27 protein-coding genes and 1 pseudogene are annotated in these 26,002 nt (G+C 73.5%); 18 read left to right on the forward strand and 10 right to left on the reverse strand.

Annotated elements, in window-relative coordinates:
* Nucleotides 1-3: 3 nt before the first annotated feature.
* The 12 genes and pseudogenes from CXR04_RS22190 to CXR04_RS22245 all read left to right on the forward strand — a co-directional run bounded on the left by CXR04_RS22190 (nucleotide 4) and on the right by CXR04_RS22245 (nucleotide 12,034).
* Complete coding sequence (locus CXR04_RS22190) at nucleotides 4-885, forward strand: MlaE family ABC transporter permease (RefSeq protein WP_234380406.1); 882 nt, start codon at nucleotides 4-6, stop codon at nucleotides 883-885.
* Nucleotides 882-2,177, forward strand: a complete 1,296-nt coding sequence (locus tag CXR04_RS22195) for an MCE family protein (protein ID WP_101424060.1) — start codon at nucleotides 882-884, stop codon at nucleotides 2,175-2,177. The genes CXR04_RS22190 and CXR04_RS22195 overlap by 4 nt, the downstream gene beginning before the upstream one ends.
* On the forward strand, nucleotides 2,174-3,205 hold the full coding sequence (locus CXR04_RS22200) for an MCE family protein (protein WP_101424061.1): 1,032 nt from the start codon (nucleotides 2,174-2,176) through the stop codon (nucleotides 3,203-3,205). Before CXR04_RS22195 ends, CXR04_RS22200 begins: the two co-directional genes overlap by 4 nt.
* Nucleotides 3,202-4,227: an MCE family protein gene (locus CXR04_RS22205; protein ID WP_101424062.1), complete on the forward strand. Its 1,026-nt coding sequence runs from the start codon at nucleotides 3,202-3,204 to the stop codon at nucleotides 4,225-4,227. The genes CXR04_RS22200 and CXR04_RS22205 overlap by 4 nt, the downstream gene beginning before the upstream one ends.
* The gene (locus CXR04_RS22210) at nucleotides 4,227-5,402 is read left to right on the forward strand and encodes an MCE family protein (protein ID WP_101424063.1); all 1,176 of its coding nucleotides are present in this window, start codon (nucleotides 4,227-4,229) and stop codon (nucleotides 5,400-5,402) included. The genes CXR04_RS22205 and CXR04_RS22210 overlap by 1 nt, the downstream gene beginning before the upstream one ends.
* Nucleotides 5,399-6,814, forward strand: coding sequence for an MCE family protein (locus tag CXR04_RS22215; RefSeq protein ID WP_101424064.1), 1,416 nt, complete (start codon nucleotides 5,399-5,401; stop codon nucleotides 6,812-6,814). Before CXR04_RS22210 ends, CXR04_RS22215 begins: the two co-directional genes overlap by 4 nt.
* A complete protein-coding gene (locus tag CXR04_RS22220) occupies nucleotides 6,811-8,076 on the forward strand; it encodes an MCE family protein (protein ID WP_101424065.1) in 1,266 nt (421 codons plus the stop codon). The genes CXR04_RS22215 and CXR04_RS22220 overlap by 4 nt, the downstream gene beginning before the upstream one ends.
* Entirely contained in the window at nucleotides 8,073-8,615 is a 543-nt protein-coding gene (locus tag CXR04_RS22225) for a hypothetical protein (protein WP_101424066.1), read from the forward strand. Before CXR04_RS22220 ends, CXR04_RS22225 begins: the two co-directional genes overlap by 4 nt.
* Nucleotides 8,612-9,256: a nuclear transport factor 2 family protein gene (locus CXR04_RS22230; RefSeq protein ID WP_101424067.1), complete on the forward strand. Its 645-nt coding sequence runs from the start codon at nucleotides 8,612-8,614 to the stop codon at nucleotides 9,254-9,256. Before CXR04_RS22225 ends, CXR04_RS22230 begins: the two co-directional genes overlap by 4 nt.
* Before the next feature lie 10 nt (nucleotides 9,257-9,266).
* Nucleotides 9,267-9,791: pseudogene (locus CXR04_RS22235) on the forward strand (hypothetical protein); the annotation flags it as partial.
* Between the two features lie 118 nt (nucleotides 9,792-9,909).
* On the forward strand, nucleotides 9,910-10,647 hold the full coding sequence (locus CXR04_RS22240) for a hypothetical protein (protein WP_101424069.1): 738 nt from the start codon (nucleotides 9,910-9,912) through the stop codon (nucleotides 10,645-10,647).
* 82 nt (nucleotides 10,648-10,729) lie between these two features.
* A complete protein-coding gene (locus CXR04_RS22245; RefSeq protein WP_442802396.1) occupies nucleotides 10,730-12,034 on the forward strand; it encodes a lytic murein transglycosylase in 1,305 nt (434 codons plus the stop codon).
* A gap of 108 nt (nucleotides 12,035-12,142) precedes the next feature.
* Here the strand turns inward: CXR04_RS22245 and CXR04_RS22250 are convergent, their stop codons facing one another.
* The gene (locus tag CXR04_RS22250; protein WP_101424071.1) at nucleotides 12,143-12,571 is read right to left on the reverse strand and encodes an OsmC family protein; all 429 of its coding nucleotides are present in this window, start codon (nucleotides 12,569-12,571) and stop codon (nucleotides 12,143-12,145) included.
* A gap of 207 nt (nucleotides 12,572-12,778) precedes the next feature.
* Here CXR04_RS22250 and CXR04_RS22255 point away from each other — a divergent pair, with 207 nt between their 5' ends.
* Both CXR04_RS22255 and CXR04_RS22260 read left to right on the forward strand, forming a co-directional pair.
* Nucleotides 12,779-13,441, forward strand: a complete 663-nt coding sequence (locus tag CXR04_RS22255) for a TetR/AcrR family transcriptional regulator (protein WP_101424072.1) — start codon at nucleotides 12,779-12,781, stop codon at nucleotides 13,439-13,441.
* Nucleotides 13,442-13,575: 134 nt separating this feature from the next.
* Nucleotides 13,576-15,096, forward strand: coding sequence for an MFS transporter (locus CXR04_RS22260; RefSeq protein WP_101426530.1), 1,521 nt, complete (start codon nucleotides 13,576-13,578; stop codon nucleotides 15,094-15,096).
* Nucleotides 15,097-15,218: 122 nt separating this feature from the next.
* Here the strand turns inward: CXR04_RS22260 and CXR04_RS22265 are convergent, their stop codons facing one another.
* Nucleotides 15,219-15,989 (reverse strand): dioxygenase family protein, encoded by a 771-nt coding sequence (locus CXR04_RS22265; protein ID WP_101424073.1) that lies wholly within the window; start codon nucleotides 15,987-15,989, stop codon nucleotides 15,219-15,221.
* An 81-nt stretch (nucleotides 15,990-16,070) separates the two neighbouring features.
* A complete protein-coding gene (locus CXR04_RS22270; RefSeq protein ID WP_101424074.1) occupies nucleotides 16,071-17,195 on the reverse strand; it encodes a questin oxidase family protein in 1,125 nt (374 codons plus the stop codon).
* A gap of 465 nt (nucleotides 17,196-17,660) precedes the next feature.
* Here CXR04_RS22270 and CXR04_RS22275 point away from each other — a divergent pair, with 465 nt between their 5' ends.
* On the forward strand, nucleotides 17,661-18,680 hold the full coding sequence (locus CXR04_RS22275; RefSeq protein ID WP_101424075.1) for a sigma-70 family RNA polymerase sigma factor: 1,020 nt from the start codon (nucleotides 17,661-17,663) through the stop codon (nucleotides 18,678-18,680).
* An 87-nt stretch (nucleotides 18,681-18,767) separates the two neighbouring features.
* Here CXR04_RS22275 and CXR04_RS22280 read toward each other — a convergent pair whose 3' ends face one another.
* Nucleotides 18,768-19,139 carry a DoxX family protein gene (locus tag CXR04_RS22280; protein ID WP_101424076.1) on the reverse strand — a complete coding sequence of 124 codons (372 nt, stop codon included), beginning with the start codon at nucleotides 19,137-19,139 and terminating at the stop codon, nucleotides 18,768-18,770.
* Nucleotides 19,140-19,233: 94 nt separating this feature from the next.
* On the opposite strand from CXR04_RS22280, the gene CXR04_RS36090 reads away from it, so the two are divergent.
* Nucleotides 19,234-19,476: a sigma factor gene (locus CXR04_RS36090; protein ID WP_234380408.1), complete on the forward strand. Its 243-nt coding sequence runs from the start codon at nucleotides 19,234-19,236 to the stop codon at nucleotides 19,474-19,476.
* A 64-nt stretch (nucleotides 19,477-19,540) separates the two neighbouring features.
* Nucleotides 19,541-19,933: a sigma factor-like helix-turn-helix DNA-binding protein gene (locus CXR04_RS36095; RefSeq protein ID WP_442802469.1), complete on the forward strand. Its 393-nt coding sequence runs from the start codon at nucleotides 19,541-19,543 to the stop codon at nucleotides 19,931-19,933.
* Here CXR04_RS36095 and CXR04_RS22290 read toward each other — a convergent pair.
* Entirely contained in the window at nucleotides 19,918-21,105 is a 1,188-nt protein-coding gene (locus tag CXR04_RS22290; protein ID WP_101424077.1) for a P1 family peptidase, read from the reverse strand. The genes CXR04_RS36095 and CXR04_RS22290 overlap by 16 nt on opposite strands.
* Before the next feature lie 227 nt (nucleotides 21,106-21,332).
* On the opposite strand from CXR04_RS22290, the gene CXR04_RS35305 reads away from it, so the two are divergent.
* Nucleotides 21,333-21,491 (forward strand): hypothetical protein, encoded by a 159-nt coding sequence (locus CXR04_RS35305; protein ID WP_018839180.1) that lies wholly within the window; start codon nucleotides 21,333-21,335, stop codon nucleotides 21,489-21,491.
* A gap of 55 nt (nucleotides 21,492-21,546) precedes the next feature.
* Here CXR04_RS35305 and mscL read toward each other — a convergent pair whose 3' ends face one another.
* The 5 genes from mscL to CXR04_RS22315 form a co-directional block, all read right to left on the reverse strand.
* Nucleotides 21,547-22,059 (reverse strand): large conductance mechanosensitive channel protein MscL, encoded by a 513-nt coding sequence (gene mscL / locus CXR04_RS22295; protein ID WP_101424078.1) that lies wholly within the window; start codon nucleotides 22,057-22,059, stop codon nucleotides 21,547-21,549.
* A 114-nt stretch (nucleotides 22,060-22,173) separates the two neighbouring features.
* Nucleotides 22,174-22,974: a hypothetical protein gene (locus CXR04_RS22300; protein ID WP_234380409.1), complete on the reverse strand. Its 801-nt coding sequence runs from the start codon at nucleotides 22,972-22,974 to the stop codon at nucleotides 22,174-22,176.
* 277 nt (nucleotides 22,975-23,251) lie between these two features.
* Nucleotides 23,252-24,100, reverse strand: a complete 849-nt coding sequence (locus CXR04_RS22305; protein WP_101424079.1) for an S-methyl-5'-thioadenosine phosphorylase — start codon at nucleotides 24,098-24,100, stop codon at nucleotides 23,252-23,254.
* 37 nt (nucleotides 24,101-24,137) lie between these two features.
* Nucleotides 24,138-24,515: an FmdB family zinc ribbon protein gene (locus CXR04_RS22310; RefSeq protein WP_101424080.1), complete on the reverse strand. Its 378-nt coding sequence runs from the start codon at nucleotides 24,513-24,515 to the stop codon at nucleotides 24,138-24,140.
* A 67-nt stretch (nucleotides 24,516-24,582) separates the two neighbouring features.
* Entirely contained in the window at nucleotides 24,583-25,842 is a 1,260-nt protein-coding gene (locus CXR04_RS22315; RefSeq protein WP_101424081.1) for an MFS transporter, read from the reverse strand.
* Nucleotides 25,843-26,002 lie beyond the last annotated feature (160 nt).

Raw genomic sequence — 26,002 nt, forward strand, 5'->3', positions numbered from 1 at the left:
GCGATGGCCCTGGCCCAGAAGGACGGCACGGCGGGGGAGTACGAGCAGGGCCCCCGGCGGCTGCGCGCAGGACGGCTCCTCGACCGCCCGCTCTCCTGGCTCGACCAGGCAGGCGACCAGCTCGTCTTCTACGTACGCGCCCTGCTGTGGACCCCGCGGGCCGCCCGCCGCTACCTCAAGGAGGTGCAGCGGCTGCTCGCCGAGGTCGCCTTCGGCAGCGGCGGCCTCGGCGTCATCGGCGGCACGATCGGCGTGATGTTCGCGATGACCCTGTTCACCGGCACGGTCGTCGGCCTCCAGGGCTACGCGGCCCTCAACCAGATCGGCACCGCCGCCTTCACCGGCTTCGTCTCCGCCTACTTCAACACCCGCGAGATCGCCCCGCTCGTCGCCGGCCTCGCGCTGTCCGCGACCGTCGGCGCCGGCTTCACCGCCCAGCTCGGCGCGATGCGGATCAACGAGGAGGTCGACGCGCTGGAGGGCATGGGGGTGCGCTCCATGCCGTACCTCGTCACCACGCGCATCATCGCCGGGGTGGTGGCCATCATCCCGCTCTACGGGATCGGGCTGCTCAGCTCGTACCTCGCCTCGCGCGCCGTGACGGTCCTCTACAACGGGCAGGCCGCCGGCACGTACGACCACTACTTCAACCTCTTCCTCTCCCCGGCCGACGTGCTCCTGTCGTTCATGAAAGTGCTGATCTTCAGCGTGATGGTGATCCTCGCGCACTGCTACTACGGCTTCCGCGCCACCGGAGGACCCGCCGGGGTCGGCGTCGCCGTGGGGCGCTCGGTCCGTACCGCGATCGTGCTCATCGCCGTCACCGACTTCTTCCTGAGCCTGGCGATCTGGGGCACCACCACCACGGTGAAGGTGTCCGGATGAGCAGCCTGGAGACGACGGGACGCAGGACCGCGGGGCTGGTGTTCCTGCTGGTGATGGCGCTGCTCGTGTGGCTGTCGGTGGCTGTCTACAACAAGGAGTTCACCGACACCGCGACCGTCACGGTCGAGACCGGCAGCGTCGGCAACGAGATGCACCCGTACGCCGAGGTGAAGATGCGGGGCGTCGTCGTCGGCGAGGTGCGGGAGATCTCCGCGGCGGACGGCGGGCGGACCTCCCGGCTGACCCTTGCGCTCAACCCCGGGCAGCTGGACCGGATCCCCGCCGACGTGTCCGCGCAGATGCTGCCCACCACGCTCTTCGGCGAGCGGTTCGTCTCCCTGGTTCCGCCCGCGGACGGCGGCACGGCCGGCGAGACGCTGGCGGCGGGCAGCGTCATCCCGCAGGACCGCAGCGAGAACGCCGTCGAGCTGGAGCAGGTGCTCGACAACGTGATGCCCCTGCTCACCGCCGTGAAGCCGTCGAAGCTCTCCGCCACGCTCACCGCCATGGCCGACGCGCTCGACGGCCGCGGCAAGAAGCTCGGCGACACCCTCGTCGAGCTGGACGAGCACCTGCGGAAGCTCAACCCGCACCTGCCCACGCTCAACCGCGACATCCGCGAACTGGTCGAGTTCGGCCACCTGTACGCGGACACCGTCCCCGACCTGATCAAGGCGCTGCAGGACGCGACGACGACGAGCGGCACCATCGCCGAGAAGGCCCAGGACCTGGGCGGGCTGTACGGCACGCTGACGACCACGTCGCAGGACCTGGACACCTTCCTGGAGCAGAACCGGGAGAACATCATCCGGTTGTCCGCCGACGGCCGGCCCACGGTGGAGAAGATCGCCGAGTACGCGCCGTCGTTCCCCTGCACGCTGCGTACCCTCGCCGACTTCGTGCCGGTCATGGACAAGGCGCTCGGCAAGGGCACCGACAAGCCGGGACTGCACGTCGACGTCGAGGTGCTGCCCGCCCGCGGCAAGTACGTGCCCGGCCGGGACGCCCCGCGGTTCGACGCCGGCGGCGGCCCGCGGTGCTACGGCGTCCCGTACACCGGCGCGCCCGCCAGGAGCGGCACCGCCGCCGGCCGGCCGCAGTCCGCGAAGACCCTCGCCACCGAGCTCGCCACCGACGAGAAGGCCCTCGGGCTGCCCAACTCCCCGGCGGAGAACCAGCTCGTCAACGAACTCCTCGCGGCCGGCATGGAGCGCCCGCCCGCCGGCCTGCCCGACTGGTCGAGCGTGCTCGCCGGACCCGTCTTCCGCGGCACGGAGGTGCGGCTGAAGTGAACAGAAGAAGCCTCGCGGGACCCCTGATCAAGTCCCTCGTCTTCGTCGCGGTCACCGCGCTCGCCACCACCGCGCTCGCCTTCTCCATCGCCAACACCGGCGTCGGCCCCACCGACGGCTACAGCGCCCGGTTCACCGACGTGGCCGGCCTGGTCGAGGGCGACAGCGTGCGGGTGGCGGGCGTGAAGGTGGGCGAGGTGGAGTCCATCGAGCTGAGCGGACGGCGGTACGCGCGGGTGGAGTTCACCGTACGCGAAGGGCGTGCGCTGCCCGCCTCCGTCAACGCCTCCGTGAAGTACCTCAACATGGTCGGCCAGCGCTACATCGACCTGGAGCAGGGCGAGGGCCCCGTCGGGCGGTCGCTCGCGCCCGGCGGCACGATCCCGCTGGAGCGCACCCGGCCCGCGCTCGACCTCACCGAGCTGTTCAACGGCTTCCAGCCGCTGTTCCAGGGGCTGTCGCCGCGGGACACCAACAAGCTCGCGAACGAGATCGTCCAGGTGCTCCAGGGCCAGGGCGGGACGGTCGACAGCCTCGTCGAGACGGTCGGCTCGCTGACCAGCACGCTGGCCGCCAAGGACCAGGTGATCGGCGAGGTCATCGACAACCTCACCGAGGTGGTGGAGACCGTCAACACCCGCGAGAAGGAGTTCAACGACCTGCTGGTGACCCTCCAGGACCTGGTGTCCGGCTTCTCCGACGACCGCGAGCCGCTCTTCCGCGCCGTCGACGCCATGGGCGACCTGACGGCCACCACCGCCGATCTCGTACGCGACGGCCGCGCCCCGCTGAAGGAGGACATCCACCAGGTCGGGCGGGTCGCCGAGCGGCTGTCGGAGAACGTGCCGCTGGTGGAGGAGTTCCTCGAACAGACGCCGGTGAAGATGGCCACGCTGGGGCGGCTCGCCTCGTACGGCTCCTGGTTCAACCTCTATCTCTGCGAGGCGCGGGTGACGGGCGTGAGCATGTCCGACGGCAGCGAGCCGCCGACCGGGATCTCGGTCCAGCCGCCGAGGTGTGAGCGATGAGAGTGCCCGGGCTGAAGCCCGTACGCGAACGCAACCCCATCGCCGTGGCGCTGGTGGGGCTGCTCGTCCTCGCCCTCGGCGGGCTCGCGGCGTACCGCGCCGACGCGCTGCCCGGCGTCGGCGGCGGCACCTCCTATACGGCCCACTTCTCCGAGGCCGCCGGGCTGCGCTCCGGCGACGAGGTGCGGGTGGCGGGCGTGAAGGTGGGCGAGGTCGACGAGGTCGGGCTCGACGGACCCAGGGTCGCGGTCGACTTCACGGTGCGCGACGCCTGGATCGGCGACCGGTCCACCGCCGCGATCGCCATCGAGACGCTGCTCGGCGAGAAGTACCTGGCCGTGGATCCGCTGGGCAGCGTCCGGCAGGACGCCGACCAGCCGATCCCGGTCGAGCGCACCACGTCCCCGTACGACGTGACGCAGGCGTTCCAGGACCTGTCGTCCACCGTCGGCGAACTGGACACCACGGCGCTTGCGGAGAGCTTCGAGGTGATCTCGGAGACCTTCGAGGACACCCCGCCGAACGTGCGCAAGGCGGCGAACGGGCTGGCGGACCTGTCGCAGACGATCTCCTCCCGGGACGCCGAGCTGGCCCGGCTGCTGTCCGGCAGCGACGAGATCACCAAGACGCTGAAGGACCAGAACGACACGTTCGAGACGCTGCTGAAGGACGGCAACGACCTGCTCGCCGAGGTACGCAGCCGGCGCGACGCGATCCACGCCCTCTTCACCGGCACCCGCGACCTGGCGAAGGAGCTGGACGGGCTGGTGGAGGACAACGAGGAGCAGATCGGCCCGACGCTCGACGCCCTCGACCGGGTCACCGGCGTGCTCCAGGCCAACGAGAAGAACCTCGACAAGGCGCTGGCCACGGCCGGCCCGTACTACCGGCTCGTCGGCAACACCCTCGGCAGCGGCCGCTGGTTCGACAGCTACCTCTGCGGGCTCGTTCCGCGGGAGTACGCGCCGGACGTCGTGCCGGACCGCGGGTGTCAGCCGCCCAAGCCGAAGGGGGGCCGATGATGGCACGTCCGGCAACGCAAGCGGTGCGGCGGCTGCGCGCGGCCGCCGGCCGGCTGCGGGACCGCAGACCGGTCGCGCTGCTGGTGACCGCGGTGCTGCTGCTGGCGGCGGGCACCTGGGGCGTACGGGCGCTGACGGGCCCCGACGGCAAGGCGGTCACCGCCTACTTCGACTCCGGAGTCGGCCTCTACGACGGCTCGGACCTGCGCATCCTGGGCGTCAAGGCCGGCACCGTCGACTCCGTCGAGCCCGAGGGCGACCGGGTGCGCGTCGAGCTGACCCTGGACCACGGCGTGCAGGCGCCCGCCGACGTGCAGGCGGCGGTCATCGCGCCGAGCGTGGTCTCCGGCCGCTATGTGCAGCTCAGCCCCGCCTACTCCGGCGGGCCCGAACTCGCCGACGGCGACGAGATCCCCGTCGAGCGCACCGCGACCCCGGTGGAGATCGACGAGCTGTACGCCTCCCTCACCGACCTCAGCGACGCCCTCGGCCCCGACGGCGCCAACGCCACCGGGGAGCTGAGCAAGCTGCTCGAAACCGGCGCCCGCAATCTGGAGGGCAACGGCAAGGAGATCGGCGACAGCATCGACCGCTTCGGCGACGCCACCCAGACGCTCTCCGGCCGCAGCGGCGACCTCTTCGGCACGATCGAGAACCTGCAGTCCTTCACCACGATGCTGAAGAAGAACGACCGGCAGGTCCGCGACGCCGAGCAGCAGCTTGCCGACGTCGGCACCTTCCTCGCCGAGGACAAGGACGAACTGGCCGCGGCGCTGGAGGAGCTGGGCAAGGCGCTCGGCAGGGTGCAGGGGTTCATCAAGGACAACCGCGGCCGGCTCAGGACCAACGTCGACAAGCTCGCCGGGCTGACCCGCATCCTCGTGGACAACCGCGCCTCGCTCGCCGAGGCGCTGGACAGCGCACCCCTGGCCACCGACAACCTGCTGCGCGCGTACAACCCCGGCAAGCGCACCATCGACGGCCGCGGCAACCTCAACGAGCTGAGCATGGGCGGCCCGCCCGACGCCGGCCTGGCGGACGACGGCGGCGGCCGCGCCACCGGCCGCGAAGGGCTCGTACCGGCGCCCGCGGAGCGGCAGGAGGAACTGCCCGGGCTGCCGCTGCCCGCGGTCGGCGACGTCTACGGCACGCCGGAACAGGGAGGCGGGCGATGAACTGGCACGTCAAGACGGTCGCCGGGGTCGTGGCCGCCGCGCTCGTCATCGCCTCGCCGCTGGTGGTGATGAAGGTCTACGAGTCCGCGGACGTCGAGTTCACCGGCATCCAGGACCTGCCGCTGCCCGGCGGCGCCGACCTCGGCAGCCATCCGTACGAGGTCACGGCGGAGTTCGAGGACGTGCTGAGCCTCGTGCCGCAGTCCTCGGTGCGGGTCAACGACGTGGCCGTCGGCCGGGTCACCGGCATCGAGGTCGCCGACGACCGGTGGACCGCCGTGGTCACCATGAAGGTCAACGGCGACGTGCGGCTGCCGGCCGACGCGTACGCCCGGATCGAGCAATCGAGCCTGCTGGGCGAGAAATACGTCCAGTTGATCGCCCCGCCCCAGGAGAAGCAGGCCGACGCGCAGCAGACGGGCGACCTCGGCACCGCCCCCGGGGACGTCACCACGGCGATCCTCCCCGACGACTCCAAGACCGACATCCCGCTCGCGCGCACCAACCGCAACCCGGAGGTCGAGGAGGTCTTCGGCGCCCTGTCGATGCTCCTCAACGGCGGTGGCATCGAGCAACTGCGCACCATCAGCCGGGAGCTGAACAACGCGCTCCAGGGCAACGAGCCGCAGGTCCGCTCCATGCTCAAGCGCGTCGACACCCTGATGAAGAGCCTCGACGACAACAAGGACGGCATCACCGACGCGCTCGACAGCGTCAACCGGCTGTCCGCCACCCTCGCCACCCGCAAGACGGAGATCGGCGTCATCCTCGACGACCTCAGCCCCGGCATGAAGGTGCTGGAGGAACAGCGCGGCGCGCTGGTCACCATGCTGCGGTCGCTGGACCGGCTCTCCGACGTCGCGGTGGAGACCATCGACGCGAGCAAAGAGGACATGATCGCCGACCTCAGGGCCCTGGGGAAGGTGCTGAAGAACCTCGCCGACGCCGGGCAGGCGCTGCCCGCCTCGCTGGAGGTGCTGCTCACGTACCCCTTCACCGACGAGGTGCTGCGCGGCGTCAAGGGCGACTACCTCAACATCTACCTCGGCGTCACCGCCCCCCGCGGCACGGAGCTGATCCCGCCGCTGACCGAGGAGTCCGTCCCCGGCGCCACCGGGCCGAGCACCACCGTCGACCCGCGCTCCGCCCCGCCCGGCACCGCCCTGGCGCTGCCGCTGCCGCTCCCGTCCGTAGGACCGACGCCGGGCGCCGACCCGTCGCAGTCCCCGGACCCGGGCGATCCGGCGCCGGGCGACACGGGGTCCGGGGATAGGGGGTCCGCCTCTCCCGGCGGCGGCCCGGCCGACGGCGCCGGCACGCCGTCGGGGTCGCCGCCGGGCAGCCCGTCCGCTACGGAGCCGGAGTCGCCGCCGGCGTCCGGCAGCGAGTCGCCCGGGGGTGAGGGCCGGTGATCACCAGGTCCGTCATCGTCAAGAACATCGTCTTCGCCCTCGTCGCGGTGCTCGTCATCGGCTACGTCGGCGTGCGCTACGCCGACCTCGGCCGCTACGTCGGCATGCGCGACTACTACACGGTGCGCGTCGAACTCGCCGAGACCGGCGGGCTGTTCCCGCACGCGGAGGTCACCTACCGCGGGGTGTCGGTCGGGCGCGTCGGGTCGATCGAGCTGACCGGCACGGGCGTCGAGGCCGAGCTGCAGATCCGCGACTCGGCCCCGCCGATCCCCACCGACCTGTCGGCCGACGTCGCCAACTACTCCGCCGTGGGCGAGCAGTACATCGACCTCAAGCCCGCCGCCGACTCCGGCCCGTACCTCGCGGACGGCGCCGTCGTCGGCCGCCAGCACACCGCGACGCCCGCGCCCGTCACCAACCTCCTCTCCAGCGTCGACTCCTTCGCCACCTCCGTCGACACCGGCGAGCTGCGTACCGTCGTGGACGAACTCGGCGACGCCCTCGCCGGGCAGGGCGACAACCTCCAGCGGCTCCTCGACACCGGCAGCGAGTTCATCCGGGCCGCCGACGCGGCGCTGCCGTACAGCACCCGGCTCATGATCGACGGCGAGACCGTGCTGCAGACGCAGAACGACTCCGGCGAGGCGCTCCGGGAGTTCGCGAAGGGCGCCGAGGAGCTGACCGAGCAGCTCAAGCGCTCCGACGGCGACCTGCGCCGCGTCGTCGAGGCGGGCCCCGGCGCCGCGAGCCAGGTCACCGGGCTGCTGCGCGACCTCGACCCGAGCCTGAGCATCCTGCTCGCCAACCTGCTGACCACCTCGGAGATCGCGGTCACCCGGCAGGACGGCCTGGAGCAACTGCTCGTCCAACTGCCGCAGGTGGCCGCCGCCGGCTCCACCGCCATCACCTCCGACGGCGCCCGCTTCGGCATGGCGCTCAGCTTCTTCGACCCGCTGCCCTGCACCCAGGGGTACGGCTCCACGGCGTACCGCAACGGCCTCAAGACCAGCCCGGCGGGCTTCAACACCGCCGCCCGCTGCACCGCCCCGGCGTCGAGCGGCGTCAACGTCCGCGGCTCCGCGCACTCCCCGGGCGGCGGCGGGGTGCCCGAGCCCGCCAGGCCCGGCTCGGGACTCGCCGACGACCGGCCCGGCACCCGCGCCGCGCCCGGAGCCCTGCCCGGCGCGCTCGGGCTGCCCGCGGTCGGCGACGGGCCCACCGACATGGCCGGGCTGCTCGGCCTGAAGGAGGCGCGATGAGCACCCGACTCCCGTACGTCCGCAGCGCCCCGCGGCGGCGGACGTGCGTCGCCGCACTCGCCGTCGCGCTGGTCCTCGCCTTCGCCGGCTTCTCCGCCTGGCGCTACGCCGCCGCCGCGACCCGCGACGACCTGGACTTCGGCCGCGAGCGCGACCGCGTGCTGGCCGCTGGCCAGGAGCACATCGGGACGCTCAACAGCATCGACGCGGCCGACCCCGACGCGGGCCTGGCCCGCTGGCAGGACGCCACCACCGGCCCGCTGCACGAGGACCTGCGCCGGTCGCGGGCCGCGAGCGCCGACGCCTTCGACCGCGCGGGCGTCACGGCCCGTGCCACGGTCACGGAGGCCGCGGTCACCGAGCTGGACATGCGCGCGGGCACGGCGAAGGCCCTGGCCACGGTGCGGGTGGAGACGAGCGGCGGGGCGGACGGGGAGCGTGAGGACCGCAAGCGGTTCGAGGCGGGCCTGGAGCGGACGGGGGACGGCTGGAAGATCGCGTCGCTCACCGCGATCACGGTGGAGGGGAGCGATTCATGAGCCGGGACGGCGACAGCGACGGCACGGCGGGCGTGGCCGTCGACGCGCGCGAGCGGGAGCCGGCGGAACCCGCCGAAGCCGAAGCCGCCGAAGCCGAGTCCGGCGAGTCCGGGGGTGAGGGCCGTACGGGATCCGCCGCCGCCCGGCGCCGATGGCGGGCCGCCGGCGTCGCGGCGCTGGCCGCGCTGATCCTCGCCGGCACCGGACTCCTCGTCCAGGCCGCCCGCTTCAACGGCGACGACGCGCTGGCCAACCGGGCGCTCACCGACTCCTCCGGTACCGCCGCCGTCGCCGGCGACGTCAGCAACGCCCTCGGCAAGGTGTTCTCGTACGCGCCGGAAGACCCCGGCGTCACCGCGCGGGACGCCGACGAACTCCTCGCCGGGCCCGCCCGCGAACAGTACCGGCAGCTCTTCGGCCAGATCCGGCAGCGGGTCGTCGACCAGGAGCTGACGCTGACCACCCACGTCGTACGCGCCGGGGTGATCCGGCTCGACGGCGACGACGCCACGCTGCTGGTCCTCCTCGACCAGATCACCGAACGCAAGGGCAAGGACCCGACGAGCGCCGGCGCGCAGCTCTCCGTGACCGCCGAGCGGCAGGACGGGCAGTGGCGCATCACCGACCTGAAGTCCCGCTAGCGAAGGGCGGATCGACGTGAGCCTGAGGAAGAACCCCCTGCTGACGCTGGCCCTCGTGGCGGCGGCGCTGGCAGCGGTGCTCGCGGCGTGGGCCGGCACCTCCTGGTACGCGGCCGCGCACGACGACGCGGCGGACTTCGCCGCCTCCCGGGACGACGCGCTGGCCGCAGCCCGGCAGGCCGTGACGAACCTCAACACCCTCGACCACCGCGATCTCGACGCGGGCCTGGACCGCTGGGAGGCGTCCGCTACCGGTGAACTCCTCGCCCAACTGCAGCAGGGGCGCGAGGGGTTCGAGAAGGAGGTGGCGAAGGCGGAGACGGTGACCACGGCCGAGGTGCTGTCGGCGGCGCTCACCGAGCTGGACGACCGGGCCGGCCGGGCGGACGTGCTGGTCGCGGTCCGGATCACGGTCGCCGCGCCCGGGGAGAAGCCGCAGGCGAAGGAGAGCCGGATGCTCGGCGAGGTCACCCGCACCGGCGACGGCTGGAAGCTCAGCGCCCTCGGGCAGGCGCCGGCGGGCGACTCCGCGGGCGGCGACGCGGGCGAGGGTTCCGGCCAGGGCGCAGGGCAGGGCACCGACCAGGGATCGGGCTCGGACTCGGGCCGGGCCGGCGAAGCCGGGCAGTGAACTTCCGGAGAGGACCGCACAGATGTCGACCACCCGCCACCTGATCAATCGGCGCCGGCGCACCGCACCTCCCGCCGAGGAGGCGCAGAAGCCGGCCCGGCGGCAGCCCGCGGCGGCCGTACGGGCGAGGCCCAGGAGCAGGACCGGGGCCCGGCCTGCGGAGCCCGCGGGGAAGCAGACCCCGGCGCCGGCCCGCAGGCCGTGGCCCGGCGCCCGGGACCGTAGCGCCGGGGACACTGCCGCCCCGACGTCCCCGCGCGGCGGGCGGCTTGCCGCGGCGCTGGGCGCCGCCGCCGTGCTGCTCGGCTGCTTCGCGGCCTTCGCCGCCGTGCAGGCGAGCGGCGGCGACGATCCCGCGGCCGACAACGCCGCGCTCGTGGACGCGCCGCTGACCAGCGAGGTCAAGGGCGGCGTCGGCGAGGCGGTGGAGGCGGTGTTCTCCGTCGACTACACCGACCTCGACGAGAACCGGAAGGCGGCCCGTACGTACCTCACCGGCAAGGCCGTCGGCCAGCACCGGCAGATGCTCGCGGATGTCCGCGAGCAGGCCCCGTCGCAGAAGCTCGTCCTCACCACCACCGTGACCGACTCGGCGGTGGAGCTGGCCGACGGCGGCGCGGCCCGCGTGCTGGTCTTCGCCGACCAGCGCAACACCCGTACGGACACGGACGAGACGTCGTACGGCGCCGCGATGGTCGCGGTGGACGCGGTGAAGGACGACGGCAGGTGGCGGATCTCGAACATCGACACCTTCGGCTGACGGCCCGGGCACGACGGCGAGCACGACCGCGCACCACGACCACGGCAACCGCAACCCTCGACTTCCGCCGGGAGGCAGGTCCATGGCTTCACTCAGCAGGATGCGCCACAGCGTGGCGACGGCGGCGCTCGCGGCGGCGGCGATGGTTGCGCTGACCGCCTCGCAGGCACCCGGCGACGAGCCCGACCGGGCGGCCGGCGGCGGGGCGGAGGACCGGCTCGACACCGCGCCTGTGCTGCCGCCGGGGACGCCGGGCGACGGCCAGTACCACACCGAGATCCCGCCGTTGCAGGGCATGGACCCGATCGTCAGCACGCAGCCGACGCCACCCGCGGTGATCGAGCAGCAGTCCGGCGTCCCGGCGACCGTGCTCGACGCGTACCGCAAGGCGGAGCGGCGGCTCGCGGTCAGCGACCCCGGCTGCGGGCTGCCGTGGGAACTGCTGGCCGCCATCGGCAAGGTGGAGTCCGGGCACGCCCGCGGCGGGGCCGTCGACGCGGACGGCACCACCCTCACCCCGATCCGGGGGCCGGTCCTCGACGGCAACGGCTTCGCGAACATCTCCGACACCGACGGCGGCCGCTACGACGGCGACACCGGCTACGACCGGGCGGTGGGGCCGATGCAGTTCATCCCGTCGACGTGGGCGGGGTGGGCCGCGGACGGCAACGGCGACGGGCGCTCCGACCCGAACAACGTCTACGACGCGACGCTGGCGGCGGGCCGCTACCTGTGCGCGGGCAACCGTGACCTGACGGCGGCGGCCGACCTGGACCGGGCGATCCTCAGCTACAACTACTCGCGGGACTACCTCAACACCGTGCTGGCCTGGCTGGGCTTCTACCGCTCCGGCGTGCACGCGGTGCCGGACGGCACGGGCGTGCTGCCGGTCAGCTCCGGCGCGGGCAACCCCCGTTCCGTACCGGAGAAGGGGAGCAGGAAGACGCCGGGAGAGCCGGACGGTCCCGGCGGGATCGTGGTCGGGCCGCGGCCGAGTCCTTCGGACGGCGGTTCCGGCGGTTCCGGCGGTTCGGGGGGTTCCGGCGGTTCCGGGGGCTCGGGCGGTACGGGCGGATCAGGCGGTACGGGTGACTCCGGCGGCTCCGGCGACCCGGGCGGTACGGGCGACCCCGGCGGCGACCCGGGCGGCGGCGATCCGGGCCCCAGCCCCGGCGACCCGGGCGAGACCGGCGGCTCCGGCGACCCGGGCGGCTCCGGCGACCCGGGCGGCGACCCCGGCGGCGGCACGGGCGACCCCGGCGACCCGGATCCCGGCGACAGTTGCCCCGCCGATCCCGGCGAATCCCCCTCGCCGAGCCCCGGCGACCCGGGCGCGTCCCCCTGCCCGGACGACTCCACCTCGCCGGACCCGTCGGGCACGACCTGACGAGTCGCGGGCACACGATCGCCCGGTCCGCGCCGAGGCGCCGACCGGGCGATCGACCGCGGCCCCGCTGCCCGCGCAGCCGGGCCGCAGGGTACGTACGGCGTCCGCTCAGACCAGCGTGGCGTTGAGCGTGATGTTCTCGACGCCCGCCAGCGCCTTGCTCACCGGGCAGTTCTTCTTGGCGTCCTCGGCGGCGGCCTGGAACTCCTCCTCGGACAGCCCCGGCACGGTCGCGCGCACCGTCAGCACGATGCCGGTGATGCCCTCGCCGGGCTGGAACGTCACGTCGGCGCTGGTGTCCAGGGACTCCACGGTGTGGCCCTTGCCGGCCAGGCCGTGCGAGAAGGCCATGGAGTAGCACGCCGAGTGGGCCGCCGCGATCAGCTCCTCGGGGCTGGTCTTGCCGCCGGGCTCGGCCGAGCGGGCCGGCCAGCTCACGTCGTACGTGCCGATCTTGGAGGACTCGAGGGCGACGGTCCCCTTGCCCTCAAGCAGGTTGCCCTCCCAGTGGGTCTTCGCGGTGCGGGTGGTTGCCATGGCGGTCAGCCTCCGAGTCTGGAGCGAAAGACGGTACGTGCCCCAAGTTATCGGTGCCGGGGCGCCCGAGGGCGTCCGGCCCTGGGCCCGACGCCCGCGTGGCGCAGATCACTTCGATGCCGGGAAATAGCGGGGAGTGCTTCCCCGTTTAGCAGGTGTCCGAAGAAAGCGGGGAGTGATTCCCCGGAAGCCACCAGGGAGGCAACCATGGGCACGGGCAAGAGCGCCACGCTCCCCGAGCAGCGGCAGCCGCGCATGCGGGCCGACGCCTCCCGCAACCGTGAACGGATCATCGAGGCCGCCCGGGAGGCGTTCGTGGAGTGGGGACCCGACGTCCCGCTCGACGAGATCGCCCGCCGCGCCGGCGTCGGCAACGCGACGGTCTACCGGCACTTCGCCGACCGCCGCGAGCTGATCCTCCAGGTGACCCTGGAATCCATGCGCCGCATCGCCGGCCTGGCGGAGGCCGCGCTCGCCGAGGACGGCGACGCGTTCGATGCGCTGCGGGGCTTCGTGCACCGGGGCGCCGACGAGCGGATCGGGTCGCTGTGTCCCCTGCTCGCCGACGGCTTCGACCACGCGGCGCCCGAGGTGATCGGCATGCGCGAGCGGCTCGACACCGCGCTGGAGGACCTGATGGCGCGGGCCCGCGCCGAGGGCACGCTCCGGTCGGACGTGGGCGTCGGCGACCTGATGGTCGCGCTCGCCCAGCTCACCCGGCCGCTGCCCGGCCTGGAGTGCGGTGTGGGGTTCGACACGTACATGCACCGTCATCTGGAGCTGTTCCTTGACGGGCTGATGAATCCGGCCAGGTCAACGCTGTCCGGCAGCGCCGCCACGTTCGAGGCTTTGCGGCAGAAGGGCACGTAAATGAGGTGATCCGCGAGCGGTGAGTCTGTTCTGATCATCGAGACTCTCTGTTTCCGAGCCCTGTGCGGTGATGAGCACCGGTTCGTTCTGATTCGTACCAAGATCAACCCTGAACTCGAATGGTGGGTACCCCCATGCCAGAAACGGCATTGCAGCCTGATCCGAGGCGCTGGAAAGCCCTCGCGTTCATCGCTGTGGCTCAGTTGATGGTCGTCCTCGACGCGACCATCGTGAACATTGCGCTTCCCTCCGCCCAGGAGGACCTCGGCATCTCCGATGCCAACCGCCAGTGGGTCATCACGGCCTACGCGCTCGCCTTCGGTGGTCTGCTGCTCTTCGGCGGCCGCATCGCCGACCTCTGGGGCCGCAAGCGCACCTTCATCACCGGCCTCGTCGGCTTCGCGGTCGCCTCCGCGCTCGGCGGCGCCGCGACCGGTCAGGCCATGATGTTCGGCGCCCGCGCCCTCCAGGGCGTCTTCGGCGCGCTGCTCGCGCCCGCCGCCCTGTCGCTGCTCGCGGTCCTCTTCACCGACGGCAAGGAGCGCGCCAAGGCGTTCGGCATCTACGGCGCCATCGCCGGTGGTGGCGGTGCCGTCGGCCTGATCCTCGGCGGCGTGCTGACGGACTACCTCGACTGGCGCTGGACATTCTTCGTGAACATCCCGTTCGCCGTCGTCGCGGTCCTCGGCGCCATGGCCGTCATCCACGACCCGAAGGGCAGCCGGAACCGCTCCTCGCTCGACATCCCGGGCGTGCTGCTGGCGACCACCGGTCTGGTGGCGCTGGTGTACGGCTTCACCCGGGCCGAGTCGTCCGGCTGGACCGACACCCTGACGCTGGTCATGTTCGTCGCGTCCGTGGTGCTGCTTGCCGCGTTCGTGGCGCTGGAGGCCAGGGTCAAGAACCCGCTGCTGCCGCTGCGCGTCCTGCTCGACCGCAACCGCGGCGGCGTCTACCTTTCGCTCGGCCTCGCGGTCATCGCGATGTTCGGCGTCTTCCTGTTCCTCACCTACTACCTGCAGGTCGTGAAGGGCTACAGCCCGGTCAAGACCGGCCTGGCGTTCCTCCCCATGATCGTGGGCATGATCATCGGCTCGACGCAGATCGGCGCCCGGCTGATGACCCGCGTGCAGCCGCGGCTGCTGCTGGTGCCGGGCTTCCTCGTCGGCGCCCTCGGCATGCTGCTGCTGGCCCAGATAGAGCCCGGCAGCTCGTACGCCGCGATCGTCCTGCCCGGCCTCGTGCTGCTGGGCCTGGGACTGGGCACGGCGTTCATGCCGGCCATGTCCCTGGCTACCTTCGGGGTCGAGCCGCGTGACTCGGGCATCGCCTCGGCGATGGTCAACACCTCGCAGCAGGTCGGCGGCGCCATCGGCACCGCGCTGCTGAACACGATCGCCGCCAGTGCCACGACCGACTGGATCTCCTCGCACGCCTCGGAGGCCCGCAGCCTGGGCCGCCAGGGCTTCGAGAACTCCGCGGCCGTGCACGGCTACTCGACGGCGATCTGGTGGGCCGTCGGCATCCTGGTGGTCTCGGCCGCCATCGCGTACGCCCTGGTCAACGCCCGGGCGCAGGCGGGGCACGAGGTCTCCGGCGACGGCAAGGACGCCGGTACGCCGGACGAGGTGCAGGCGCCGGTGATGGTCCACTGACCGCGCCAGTGCACTGACTCAAAGGGGAGTTCAGGGCTAGCGAAGGCCCCTTTCCGTTCCTCGGGGGGACGGGAAGGGGCCTTCGCCATGCCCGGTTCTCTTGTCCGCTGCCGCCGTCTCGCTCAGCCCAGTTGGAGGGAGCGCTTGGCAAGCCCCATCCAGAAGCCGTCGATGACGCTGCGCTGGGTGGGCAGGTCGTCCTCGGCGGCGCCGAGGGTGACGAACAGCGGGGCGAAGTGCTCGGTACGGGGGTGGGCCAGCCGGCCCGCGGGCGACTTCCGTACGAAGTCCAGCAGCGCGTCCACGTCCTGCGCCGCCAGCGCCTCGCGGCCCCAGGCGTCGAACTCCGCGGACCACGCGGGCGGCCCGTCGCCGGTGTGCCGCAGCGCGGCGAGGTTGTGGGTGAAGAAGCCGCTGCCGACGATCAGCACGCCCTCCGCGCGCAGCGGTGCGAGCCGGCGGCCGAGCGCCAGCAGCCGCCCGGGGTCCAGGGTCGGCATGGAGAGCTGGAGCACCGGGATGCCGGCGTCCGGGAACATCTCCACCAGCGGCACGTACGCGCCGTGGTCGAGGCCGCGGTCGGGGAAGTCCTGCACGCTCTCGCCGGGGGTGCGCAGCAGTTTGCGTACGGACTCGGCCAGTTCGGGGGCGCCGGGGGCGGGGTAGCGGACGCGGTAGTAGTGCTCGGGGAAGCCCCAGAAATCGTAGACCAGCGGGACCGTGGTGGTGGCGCCGAGGGCGACGGGGGCCTCCTCCCAGTGCGCGGAGACCACGAGGACGGCGCGCGGGCGGGGCAGGTCCGCGGCCCAGGCGGCCAGCTCGGCGGGCCAGACGGGGTCGTCGGCGAGCGGCGGGGCGCCGTGGGAGAGATAGAGCGCGGGCATGGTGGGCATGGTGGGTCGCCGCCTTCCGGTCCCCTGAAGTTTAGACTTCAACCATACCGGCGCTCGGCCGGATGCTCGCGTGCGCCCGGTTCAGAACGCCGGGTCGATGAGCGCGACGGACTGCAGCGCGGCCACGCGCGCGGTGTCGTCGCCGACGTCCAGCGCGGTGTCGACGAACTTGATCGTGTGCTCGTCCCCGTGCGCCGCCGCCCGGGTCAGCAGCTCGTCGGCGGCGGCCGCCGCGTCCCCGGCCGGCGGCGCCGGGACGCGGTCCGGCGGCAGCGGGGCGGCAGGTCCGTACGCGGCGGTGACGGCGGCGCTCGCCGCCCAGGCGGCCGCGTAGCTCGGGACCCACAGATCGCGGGGGAGCGCGGGCAGGGCGCGGAGCACGGCGTTCGGGGCGGTCGCCGCGTGCACCAGCATCACCGGCTCGCCATGGCCGTACGCCGCATAGCGGTGGACCGCGGCCCGCACCAGCCCGGCCAGCGCCTCGCGGGCCTCCTCGGGGGTACGCGCCGGGGCCAGGGCGCTCACCGCCGCCGGCCAGCCGGGCGTCGACTCCGCGGTGAGCTGCGCCAGCCGCTCGCGGATGCCGCCGGCCTGCGCGGGCACGGCGGGCACGGCGGCCAGCGCCGCGTCCGGGCCGGCGGTGCCGGCGGGGACGGGGGCGCTTGGCAGGCGGGCGTAGCGGGCGGCCCAGTAGCCCAGGGCGTGCGCCAGCTCGGTGACGCGGGGGCCGGTGGGGGCGTGGCCCGCGGCCTCGGTGTCCTGGAGAGTCCGTACGGCGTGGCCCGCGCGGATCACGGTGTGCGTCGCGGCGCCGGCCAGCCCGGGCAGCAGCCGCGGCCACCACTCCGCCAGCACCTCGCGCCATGGCCGGGCGTCCAGCTCCCGCGCGAAGTACGCCGGCCAGTCCCCGAGCCGGGCCGGGTCGCCGAGCGCCTCGCGCCAGGCGGCGGGGTCGATGGGCCGGGCCTGCGGCGGCATGTCCTCCAGCTTGTCCCGGTAGCGGTCCAGCCAGCGGTGCACCGTCGCCGCCCGGTCGCCGTGCACCAGGGCCTCGACGGTCATCGGCCCGTGGTTCGTCAGCCAGCCCTGCCGCTCGGGGCCCGCGGCATGCAGCCGCTCCAGGGCCTCGTCGAGCACCCCGCTGTCGTCCCTGCCGTCCCGGGTGCGGCCCTTCTCCGTACGCGCGTCCTCGCGGCTCGTCTCCATGCCGGCGACGCTACGTGCGCCGCCGCCGGTCCGTAACGGCCGCGGGCCCTAGGTCCCCGTAGGTCTACGGGCCCAGGCACCCACCCGCACTTTCCGGCCGCGGGAGCAACCAGAAGGCCCCGCGCGCCGTCTTCACAGGGGGAGGGGCGGCCCAGGACGGCGCCGCCCAGGGGGGAAGGTCACGATGTCGGATGTGACGGGCATCTCACGGACCAGCGGCGGCCGGCACCGGCCCGGGCCGCCGCCACCCGCCGACCGCCCGGCCTGACCAGGCCCTCTCCGGCCCGTACGGCAACACCGTACGGCGCCCTGAGCCTGCCTTGAGGCGGGGCAGGATACTGCAAGATCACGAAAACCGGGGCACCCGAAGGGAATTCTGTCCTGATTCTCTTCGTTTAACGAGATGCAAGGGACACCCGGTAGGTGTCGACCACCGGTGAGGAACTCACTCGCAAGGGAGCACGCATGGCAACCCGTGCCGTCGCCCGCCGCCAGGCCGCAACCCCGGCCGGCGGGGCAAGTAGCGCTCGCGGCGCTCGCGCCACGAGCGGCGAGATCGCCGACCGCGACCTCGTCGGGATGTACCTCGACGAGATCGCACGGACGCCGCTGCTCGACGCCGCGAAGGAAGTCGAGCTCTCCCTGGACATCGAGGCCGGCGTCTACGCCGGGAAGCTGCTCGCCGGCGAGGCGAAGTCCGAGGCGCTGGACGCGCCGAGCGCGTCGGCGAACCGGGAGGAACTCGAAGCGATCGTGGCGCAGGGCGAGCGTGCCAAGGACCTCTTCATCCGCTCGAACCTCCGCCTGGTCGTCGCCGTCGCCCGCCGCTACCCGCGCAGCGGGCTGCCGCTCCTCGACCTGATCCAGGAGGGGAACGCCGGCCTGGTGCGCGCCGTCGAGAAGTTCGACTACAAGAAGGGCTTCAAGTTCTCCACGTACGCCACGTGGTGGATCCGGCAGGCCATCACCCGCTCCATCGCCGACCAGTCCCGGACGATCCGGCTCCCCGTCCACCTCGTGGAGGAACTGGGCCGTATCCGGCGCGTACAGCGCGAGTTCAACCGCGAGCACGGCCGTGAGCCGGAGCCCGCCGAGGTGGCCGCCGAGCTGGGCTCGACGCCCGAGCGCGTGACGGACGTCCTGGACTGGGCCCGCGACCCGGTCAGCCTCAACATGGCGGTCGACGACGAGGGCGAGACCCAGTTCGGCGACCTGCTGGAGGACACCGGCGCGGACTCGCCGGAGGACTCCGTGCTGGTGATGATGCGCCGCGAGGAACTGGAGGGCCTCATCGGCCGGCTGGAGCCCCGCACGGCGTCGATCATCAAGGCGCGCTACGGCATCGAGGACGGCCGCGAGCGCACGCTGACCGAGGTCGGCAAGCAGCACGGCCTGACCCGCGAGCGGATCCGGCAGATCGAGAAGCACGCGCTCGTCGAACTGAAGAAGCTCGCCCGCGACACCGGTTTCGAGTCCGCGGCCTGACGGGCGGCCCGACCGCCCACCCCGAGCAGCCCCCGATGCCTCCCCCCGGCATCGGGGGCTTCCCCATGCCCCGGTGGGCAGGCGGTCTCACGCGCCGATCGCGGCGTCGGTCATGTAGGCGGCGGACGCCACGGCGAGGAGCAGATACAGGCCGGGGAACGCGATGTTGTGGAAGACGCGTGCCCTGATGTGCGCGGCGACGGCCCCGGTGAAGAACAGGGTCAGGCCGACCCCGGCGGCGACCCCGAGCCACGGCACCGCCGCCAGCCCGACGACGAGCCCGGCCGCACCCGCCAGCTTCAGCGCCGCGAGGTAGGGCAGGGCGGCGGCGGGGGTGTGCACGGCGGCGGAGTTCTTCATCACGAACCCCGCCTTGGCGAAGTCGGCGACGGCGATGAACGTGTTCGCCGCGATGCACACCACCACGGCGGTGGCCGGCGCGGTCGTCTGTACGCCCATGGGCAGTGGAACTCCTCGGCTGGTGGGCTTCCGGGACGTGAGAGTGGTGGTCTCGTCCGTCCCAACGTCTCCCGCCGGGGAAAGGTGACATCCCGTGGTTCAGGTTGCGGAGTTCGAGGCGACCCGGCCGCAGGTGACGGCGTGGGCGTTCCGGCTGCTCGGATCCGTACACGACGCGGAAGACGCCGTGCAGACGACGTGGATCAAGGCGTCGGCCGCCGCCTCCGCGGAGCCGCGCAACCCGGCCGCCTGGCTGACGACCGTCCTCACCCGGGTCTGCCCCGACCACCTGCGCGCGCGGCGCCGCCGCCGCGAGGACCGCTGCCCGCGGACCTGATCCCGGACGGGCAACTCGCGGCGGACGAGCGCTTCCTGCAACGGAACAGGTCTCCCGCGCCCTGCTGGTCGTCCTCGACCGGCTGACCCCGCCGCAGCGCGTCGCCTACGTCCTGCACGAGCTGTCCGGCATGCCGTTCCGGGAGGCGGCGGAGACCCTCGGCACCACCGAGGCCAACGCGAAGAAACACGCCAGCCGCGCCCGCGCCCGCATCCGGGGAACCGCGCCCGCGCCCGCATCCGCCCCCGCACCTGCAACCCCGCCCGCAACCGCGCCTGCCGGCACCGCCGTTGCCGACGCCTTCCTGGCCGCGGCCGCGGGCGGCGACCGGCCTCACCCTCACCCGCCTCCCACCCGAAACCGCGCTCGCCCTGCTACCGGCAACGCGGCAACGGCAGTTCCCCGAGGGGGCGGACGGGCCGGGCGGGTCGGAGTCCGTTGTCAGGCGGGGCCGTAGAGGTCGGTGTACGAGGGGAAGACGCCGCCCGGGCCGTCGATGGATTCTGCGGTGCGGAGTGCCCTGGCCATGGCCCGGGTGAGGGTGTCCGCACCGGCCGCGAAGATCTCGTTGAGCGCGCCGGCTTCCTGGTGGACCGCGAACGCCGGGTCGGGGGTGGCGGCGTCCGGGGGCAGCAGCGGCCGGGTGCCGGTGGCCAGGGCGAACACGGTGTCGCCGTCGGAGAGCAGGTGCGCGGGGCGTACGGCACGGGCCAGGCCGTCGTGCGCGGAGCCGGCCAGCTTCTGCGCCTGCGCCTTGCCGAGGGCGGCGTCCGTGGCGACGACGGCCAGCGTCGTGTTCAGCGGCGGCCGGGCCGACGCGGCGAACCGCCGCGCGGTCTCCTCCCGGGCCGCCTCCAACCGCCGCCACGCGGCGGCATGCACCTCCGCGCCGGGCAGACCTCCCGCGCCGCCCCTGGAGCCACCCCCCGAAGAAGCCCCGGGGGGGACCCCCCGCCCCCCATCCCCACCCCTTGCTTCGCCGGGCGCCGCGGGTCCGCCCGCGGCCGCGCCGGGCAACTCCGCGTACAGCGCGCCCGTGGCCGGGTCGATGCCGGAGCCGGCGGCGTTGACGACGGCCAGCGCGGCGACCGTGGTGCCGGAGGGCAGCACCGTGCTCGCCGTGCCGACGCCGCCCTTCATCGCCCCGCACACCGCGCCCGTTCCCGCGCCGACGTTGCCCTCCGCGACCGGGGCGCCGGACGCGGAGGCCGCTGCCGCGGCGGCGGCCTCCCGGCCCATGGCGGCGTCGGGGCGGGCCCGGAAGTCGCCGCCGCGCCCCAGGTCGAACAGGGCGGCCGCCGGGACCACCGGGACCACCTGCGCCGGATCGGGCCCCACCCGGAAGCCGCGGCCCTGCTCCTCCAGCCAGGCCATCACGCCGGAGGCGGCGGCCAGCCCGTACGCACTGCCGCCCGTCAGCACCACCGCTTCCACCCGCGGCACGATGTTGCGCGGGTCGAGGGCATCGGTCTCCCGGGTGCCGGGTCCGCCCCCGCGTACGTCCACGGAGGCGACGGCGCCACCCACCGGAGCGAGCACCACCGTCGTCCCGGTCAGCCACCCGTCCCCGACCCGCGATGCATGCCCGACCCGCAGCCCCGCCACATCCGTGATCCCGTCCACACCCATGCGACGCACCTTAATGGCCCACCCCATGGGTCTCCGGCGGCACATCCCCAGGGCCGCGCCCGGGTCACAGCACGCGTGACTGCCACCGCGCACCGACCACAGCGCGTGCCTACGCCCGTGCCCGTACCGCCCGTCCGGCGTGCGCGCCGTGTCGCCGGACGTGCCGCCCCGCTCCGCTACGCCGCCGCCCCGGCCGCCGCCGGGGGCGGCCCCGTATCCTGGGGGCTATGAGCACCGAGCCCGAGAACCCGCTCGTCTTCGACGATCCGCTGGCGCAGCCGAGCCGGGACGACACCGACGAGGGCTGGGGCGAGCGGCCCGCCGCCGAGGGGAGCGCCGCCGATCTGGCCCGCTTCCTCGACGAGAAGCCGCCGCACCACATCTGACCCCGCACGGGGCCTCGGCGACGGCCCCGCCGCTTCCGGGCGGCCGCGCGCCGTGCTACCTCTGTGACGGCAGTGTGCCGCCGTCGCGGTTCGGCGTCGCGACGTTCCGCTGGGCCGCCAGCTCGTCGCGGATCTGCGTCAGCAGCTCGATCTCCGTGGCCTCCACGGCGGTCTCCTCCGCCGGTGCCTTCGCCGCCTGCCGCTCCCTGAGCTTGTTCATCGGCAGGATCATCGCGAAGTACACGACGGCCGCCGTCATGACGAACGTCAGCGTCGCGCTCAGCACCGGGCCCCACAGGATCGCGACGCCCTTGGTGACCTCGCCCTCCGGGCTCGTCGTGCAGACATCGCTGAAGCACGAGTGGTACTTGTCGAGGTTCTTCGAGCCGAAGATGCCGACGATGGGGTTGATGACGCCCTTGACCACGGCATTCACGATGCTCGTGAACGCCGCGCCGACGACGACGGCGACGGCGAGTTCCATCACGTTCCCGCGCATCAGGAACTGCTTGAACCCGGCGATGACGCCCTGACTGTCCGAGGTGCTCCCGGCGCCCTGCGTGCTCAATGCCCTTCCTCGCTTCACTCTCGACGGGTCGGTCGACCCAGCAAGGTATGGCAGAGATACGGAAGGATTGTCCAATCCTCCCACTCATGCCGGTGACCAGCCGCGCAAGTGTCGTCATCGCAGCGTCACCGCCAGCCGTCCGCCGGCCGCCGCTCCGGCCAGCGCCGTGGCCGCGGACCGCGGCACGGACAGCACCACCAGCGCCCCGTCCTCCCACCCCGTCAACCCCGCTGCTCCGGACGGCAACTCCACCTCCGGGGTCTCCGGCAAGTCCGTTGCGTCCAGGGCCTCTTCTGGCACGTCCGGCGCCTCTATCGACTCCGGCGCCCCCATCGCTCCCCGTGTCTCCGCGGCCCCGGTCGCGTCCGCGCCCTGCTCCGCGTCCGGCGCCCCCGCCGTCCCCGGGATCTCCGCCACGCGCGCCGCCCGTGCCACGACCCGCGCCGCGCCTCCGTCCTCGGCGTCCACGGCCAGCACGTCCACCACATCGCCCGGCGCCAGCAGGCCGGCCACCCCCGCGTCGGCGATCCGCACCGGCGCCAGCACCTCCCCGCCGCCGCTGCCGCCCCCGTCCCGCCCCGCAGCCGCCGGGCCCGTGACGTCGCCGGAAGCCTCCCGCTCCGAGTCGTCCGGTGCCGCGGCAGGCGGTGGGTCTTCCGCGTCGCTGCGCGGTCCCGCGGCCAGGGCCGCTGCCGCCATCGCGAGTAATGCGGCCAGCAATCGCCGGCGGCTCGCCAGCGCCCGCCGCACCCGGGCCCCGCGCGCCGGGCGCAGCGGCTCGAAGTCCGGCACCCCGCCCGGCGGCGGCGCCCCGCGCGGCAACGAGCCCGGTCCCGCCGCGGACAGCGAGCCGGGTCCCGCGGCCGGCAACGAGCCCGGTCCCGCCGCGCCCGCGCCGGCCCCGCGTGAAATCACCGCCTCCGCCAGGCCGTTGCCTCCGGGCCCCGCATCGCCGTTCCGCGAGCCGGCCTCGGCGCCGGGAGAAAGAGTCAGAGAAGAGCCGGGAAGAGTACGGGCCAAGGCAGACATGGCGGCCACCACCTGTTCGTGACGAGTCGATCGCGTTCCGTGACGCCCCTGACTCTGCCCGATCCCCGCCCGCCCCGCTCCAGCCTGTGGATAACTCCCCAGTTGTGGATAACCCCGTCACCCGCGCCCGGGTAAACCGCCCCTGCGGCCGGGCAAACCGCCGCTACGGCAGTTCGATCCCCGGGTCCATCCCGGCCAGCGCCCCCGCGCACAGGCAGTTCCGGTCCGCCGTCGCCGGCAGCCGCCCCACCGCGTCGAACAGCACGTCCCGCAGCCGACCGACGTTCGCCGCGAAGACCTCCAGCACCTCTTCGTGCGAGACGCCCTCGCCCGTCTCGGCGCCCGCGTCCAGGTCCGTCACCAGCGTCATCGACGTGTAGCAGAGCTCCAGTTCACGCGCCAGCACCGCCTCCGGGTGCCCGGTCATCCCGACCACGGCCCACCCCTGCGCCCGGTGCCACACCGACTCCGCCCGCGTGGAGAACCGCGGCCCCTCGATGACGACCAGCGTCCCCCCGTCGACCGCCTCCCAGCCGCTCTCGTGCGCGGCCTTCAGCGCGGCTCCGCGCCCCGTGGGGCAGTAGGGGTCGGCGAGGCTCACGTGGACGACGTTCGGCGTGGCGCCGTCGGGCAGTTGCTCACCGTCGTAGTACGTCTGCGCGCGCGACTTCGTACGGTCCACCATCTGGTCCGGTACGAGCAGCGTCCCCGGCCCGTGCTCCGGCTGCAGCCCGCCCACGGCGCACGGCCCCAGCACCTGCCGTACGCCCAGGGAGCGCAATGCCCACAGGTTGGCGCGGTAGTTGATCCGGTGCGGCGGGATGTGGTGCTTGCGGCCGTGCCGGGGCAGGAACGCGACGCGCCGCCCCGCGATCTCGCCGAGGAACAGCGAGTCACTGGGCGGCCCGTACGGTGTCTCGACGGCGATCTCCGTGACGTCGTCGAGGAACGAATAGAACCCGGAGCCCCCGATGACGCCGATCTCTGCCTGTACTGCCGCTGCCTCAGCCATGCCGCAACGATAACCGCGCGGCCCGACCCGGCGGCGCTCAGGCCGCGGACGTCCCGCTGGACGACTTGGAGGACGACGAGGAGGAAGGCGAGGACGTCGAGGAGGACGACGAACCCGAAGAAGAGGAGGAAGAAGACGAGGACGACGACGAAGAGGACGAAGCCGACGACTCCGAACTCTTCTTCTCGCTCGACCCGGACCCGCCGGAACCCGAACCCCCGGATCCCGAGCCGGAACCGCTGCGGCTGTCCGTCCGGTAGAACCCGGAGCCCTTGAAGACGACGCCGACCGCGGAGAACACCTTGCGCAGCCGCCCCTGGCAGGCGGGGCACACCGTCAGCGGCTCATCGGTGAACTTCTGCACCGCTTCGAGGCCCTCGCCGCATTCGGTGCACTGGTACTGGTAGGTCGGCACGTGCTTCCTCCTGGCACTCTCAACTGTTGAGTGCTAACGACGCTTCATCATGCAGCATTCCCGCCCGTCAGTCCACCGGCGCCGGTACGGGGCGCTTGCCGCCACGGACCGTGATCACTCCGTGGCTGTCCGCAGGCCGCAGTCGGCGCCGGAGCAGCAGCAGTGTGGCGCACGCGAGCGCGGTCGCCGCCAGCGGTACGAGGAACCCGGCCCTCGCGCCCGGGCCGTCCGCCAGCCGCCCGGCCGCCGTCGTCGCCGCGGCCTGCCCCAGCGCGACGGCGCCTGTCAGCCACGTGAACGCCTCCGTACGCGCCTCCTTGGGCACCAGCGCGTCGGCCAGCGTGAAGCCCGTGATCAGCGCGGGCGCGATGCACACGCCCACCGCCAGGCCGAGCCCGCCGAGCGCCGCCGCCGACTCCAGCCCCGCGACCGCCCACAGTCCCGAGGCGGTGGCGACCAGCAGCGGGTACGCGACGAGCAGGCGCCGCTGCGCCGGGCCGCGCCAGTGGACCATGCCGATGACGACCCCGGCGAGCATGTTGCCGGCGGCGAAGACCCCGTACAGGGCCCCGCTCAGCCCGGGGCGGCCGATCGACTCGCTGAACGCCGTCAGCGACACCTGCATGCCGCCGAAGACGGCGCCGACCCCGAAGAACGCCGCGACCAGCACCGGCAGCGCCGGCGCCCGCAGCGCGGAGGCCCGCCGTCCGCGCGGCAGGCCCGTGCGGTCCGCGCGCCCCACCGGCGGCGCCGTCCGCCGCTGCGCCGCGAACAGCAGCCCGCCGGCCAGCGTCAGCACACCTTCCGCCAGCAGGCCCGCCGCCGGATGCACCCCCGTACACAGGGCCGCGGCGAGCACCGGCCCCACGACGAACGTGAACTCGTCCGTCACCGACTCGAACGCCGTCGCCGTGTGCTGCAGCGGGGTGCGCGGATGCGGACCGGTGGCGAAGAGATGCGACCAACGGGCCCGTACCATCGGCCCGATCTGGGGGATGGACGCACCCGTCGGCACCGCCGCGGCGACCAGTGCCCACCCCGGCGCACCCGCCAGCGCGAGCACGCTCAGCAGGGCCACCGCGGCGGCGTGCAGCAGCACGCTCGGGAGCAGTACCGCGCGCTGCCCGTGGCGGTCGGTGAGCTTGCCGCTGACGGGGGCGCAGAACGCCATGGACAGACCCGCCGCGGCCGCCACCGTGCCGGCCAGGGTGTACGAGCCGGAGGTGTGCTCCACGAGCAGCACGATGCTCATGGTCAGCATCGCGAACGGCTGCCGCGCGGCGAAGCCGGGGAGCACGAAGCTCCGCGCCCCTGGCGTCCGCAGCAACTGACGGTAGCCGGGCCGCGCACCGGGTGGACCTGGCGTACCGGAAGCCCGGCCCAGGTGCGTACCGGAGAGAGCTCCCGAAGGTGAAGGGGACGCCGAAGACGAAGGAGGTCCCGGAAGTGAAGGGGGTCCCGAAGACGAAGGGGATCCCGGAGGCGGA

Source organism: Streptomyces sp. CMB-StM0423, from assembly GCF_002847285.1.
In the GTDB taxonomy this organism is placed as follows: domain Bacteria; phylum Actinomycetota; class Actinomycetes; order Streptomycetales; family Streptomycetaceae; genus Streptomyces.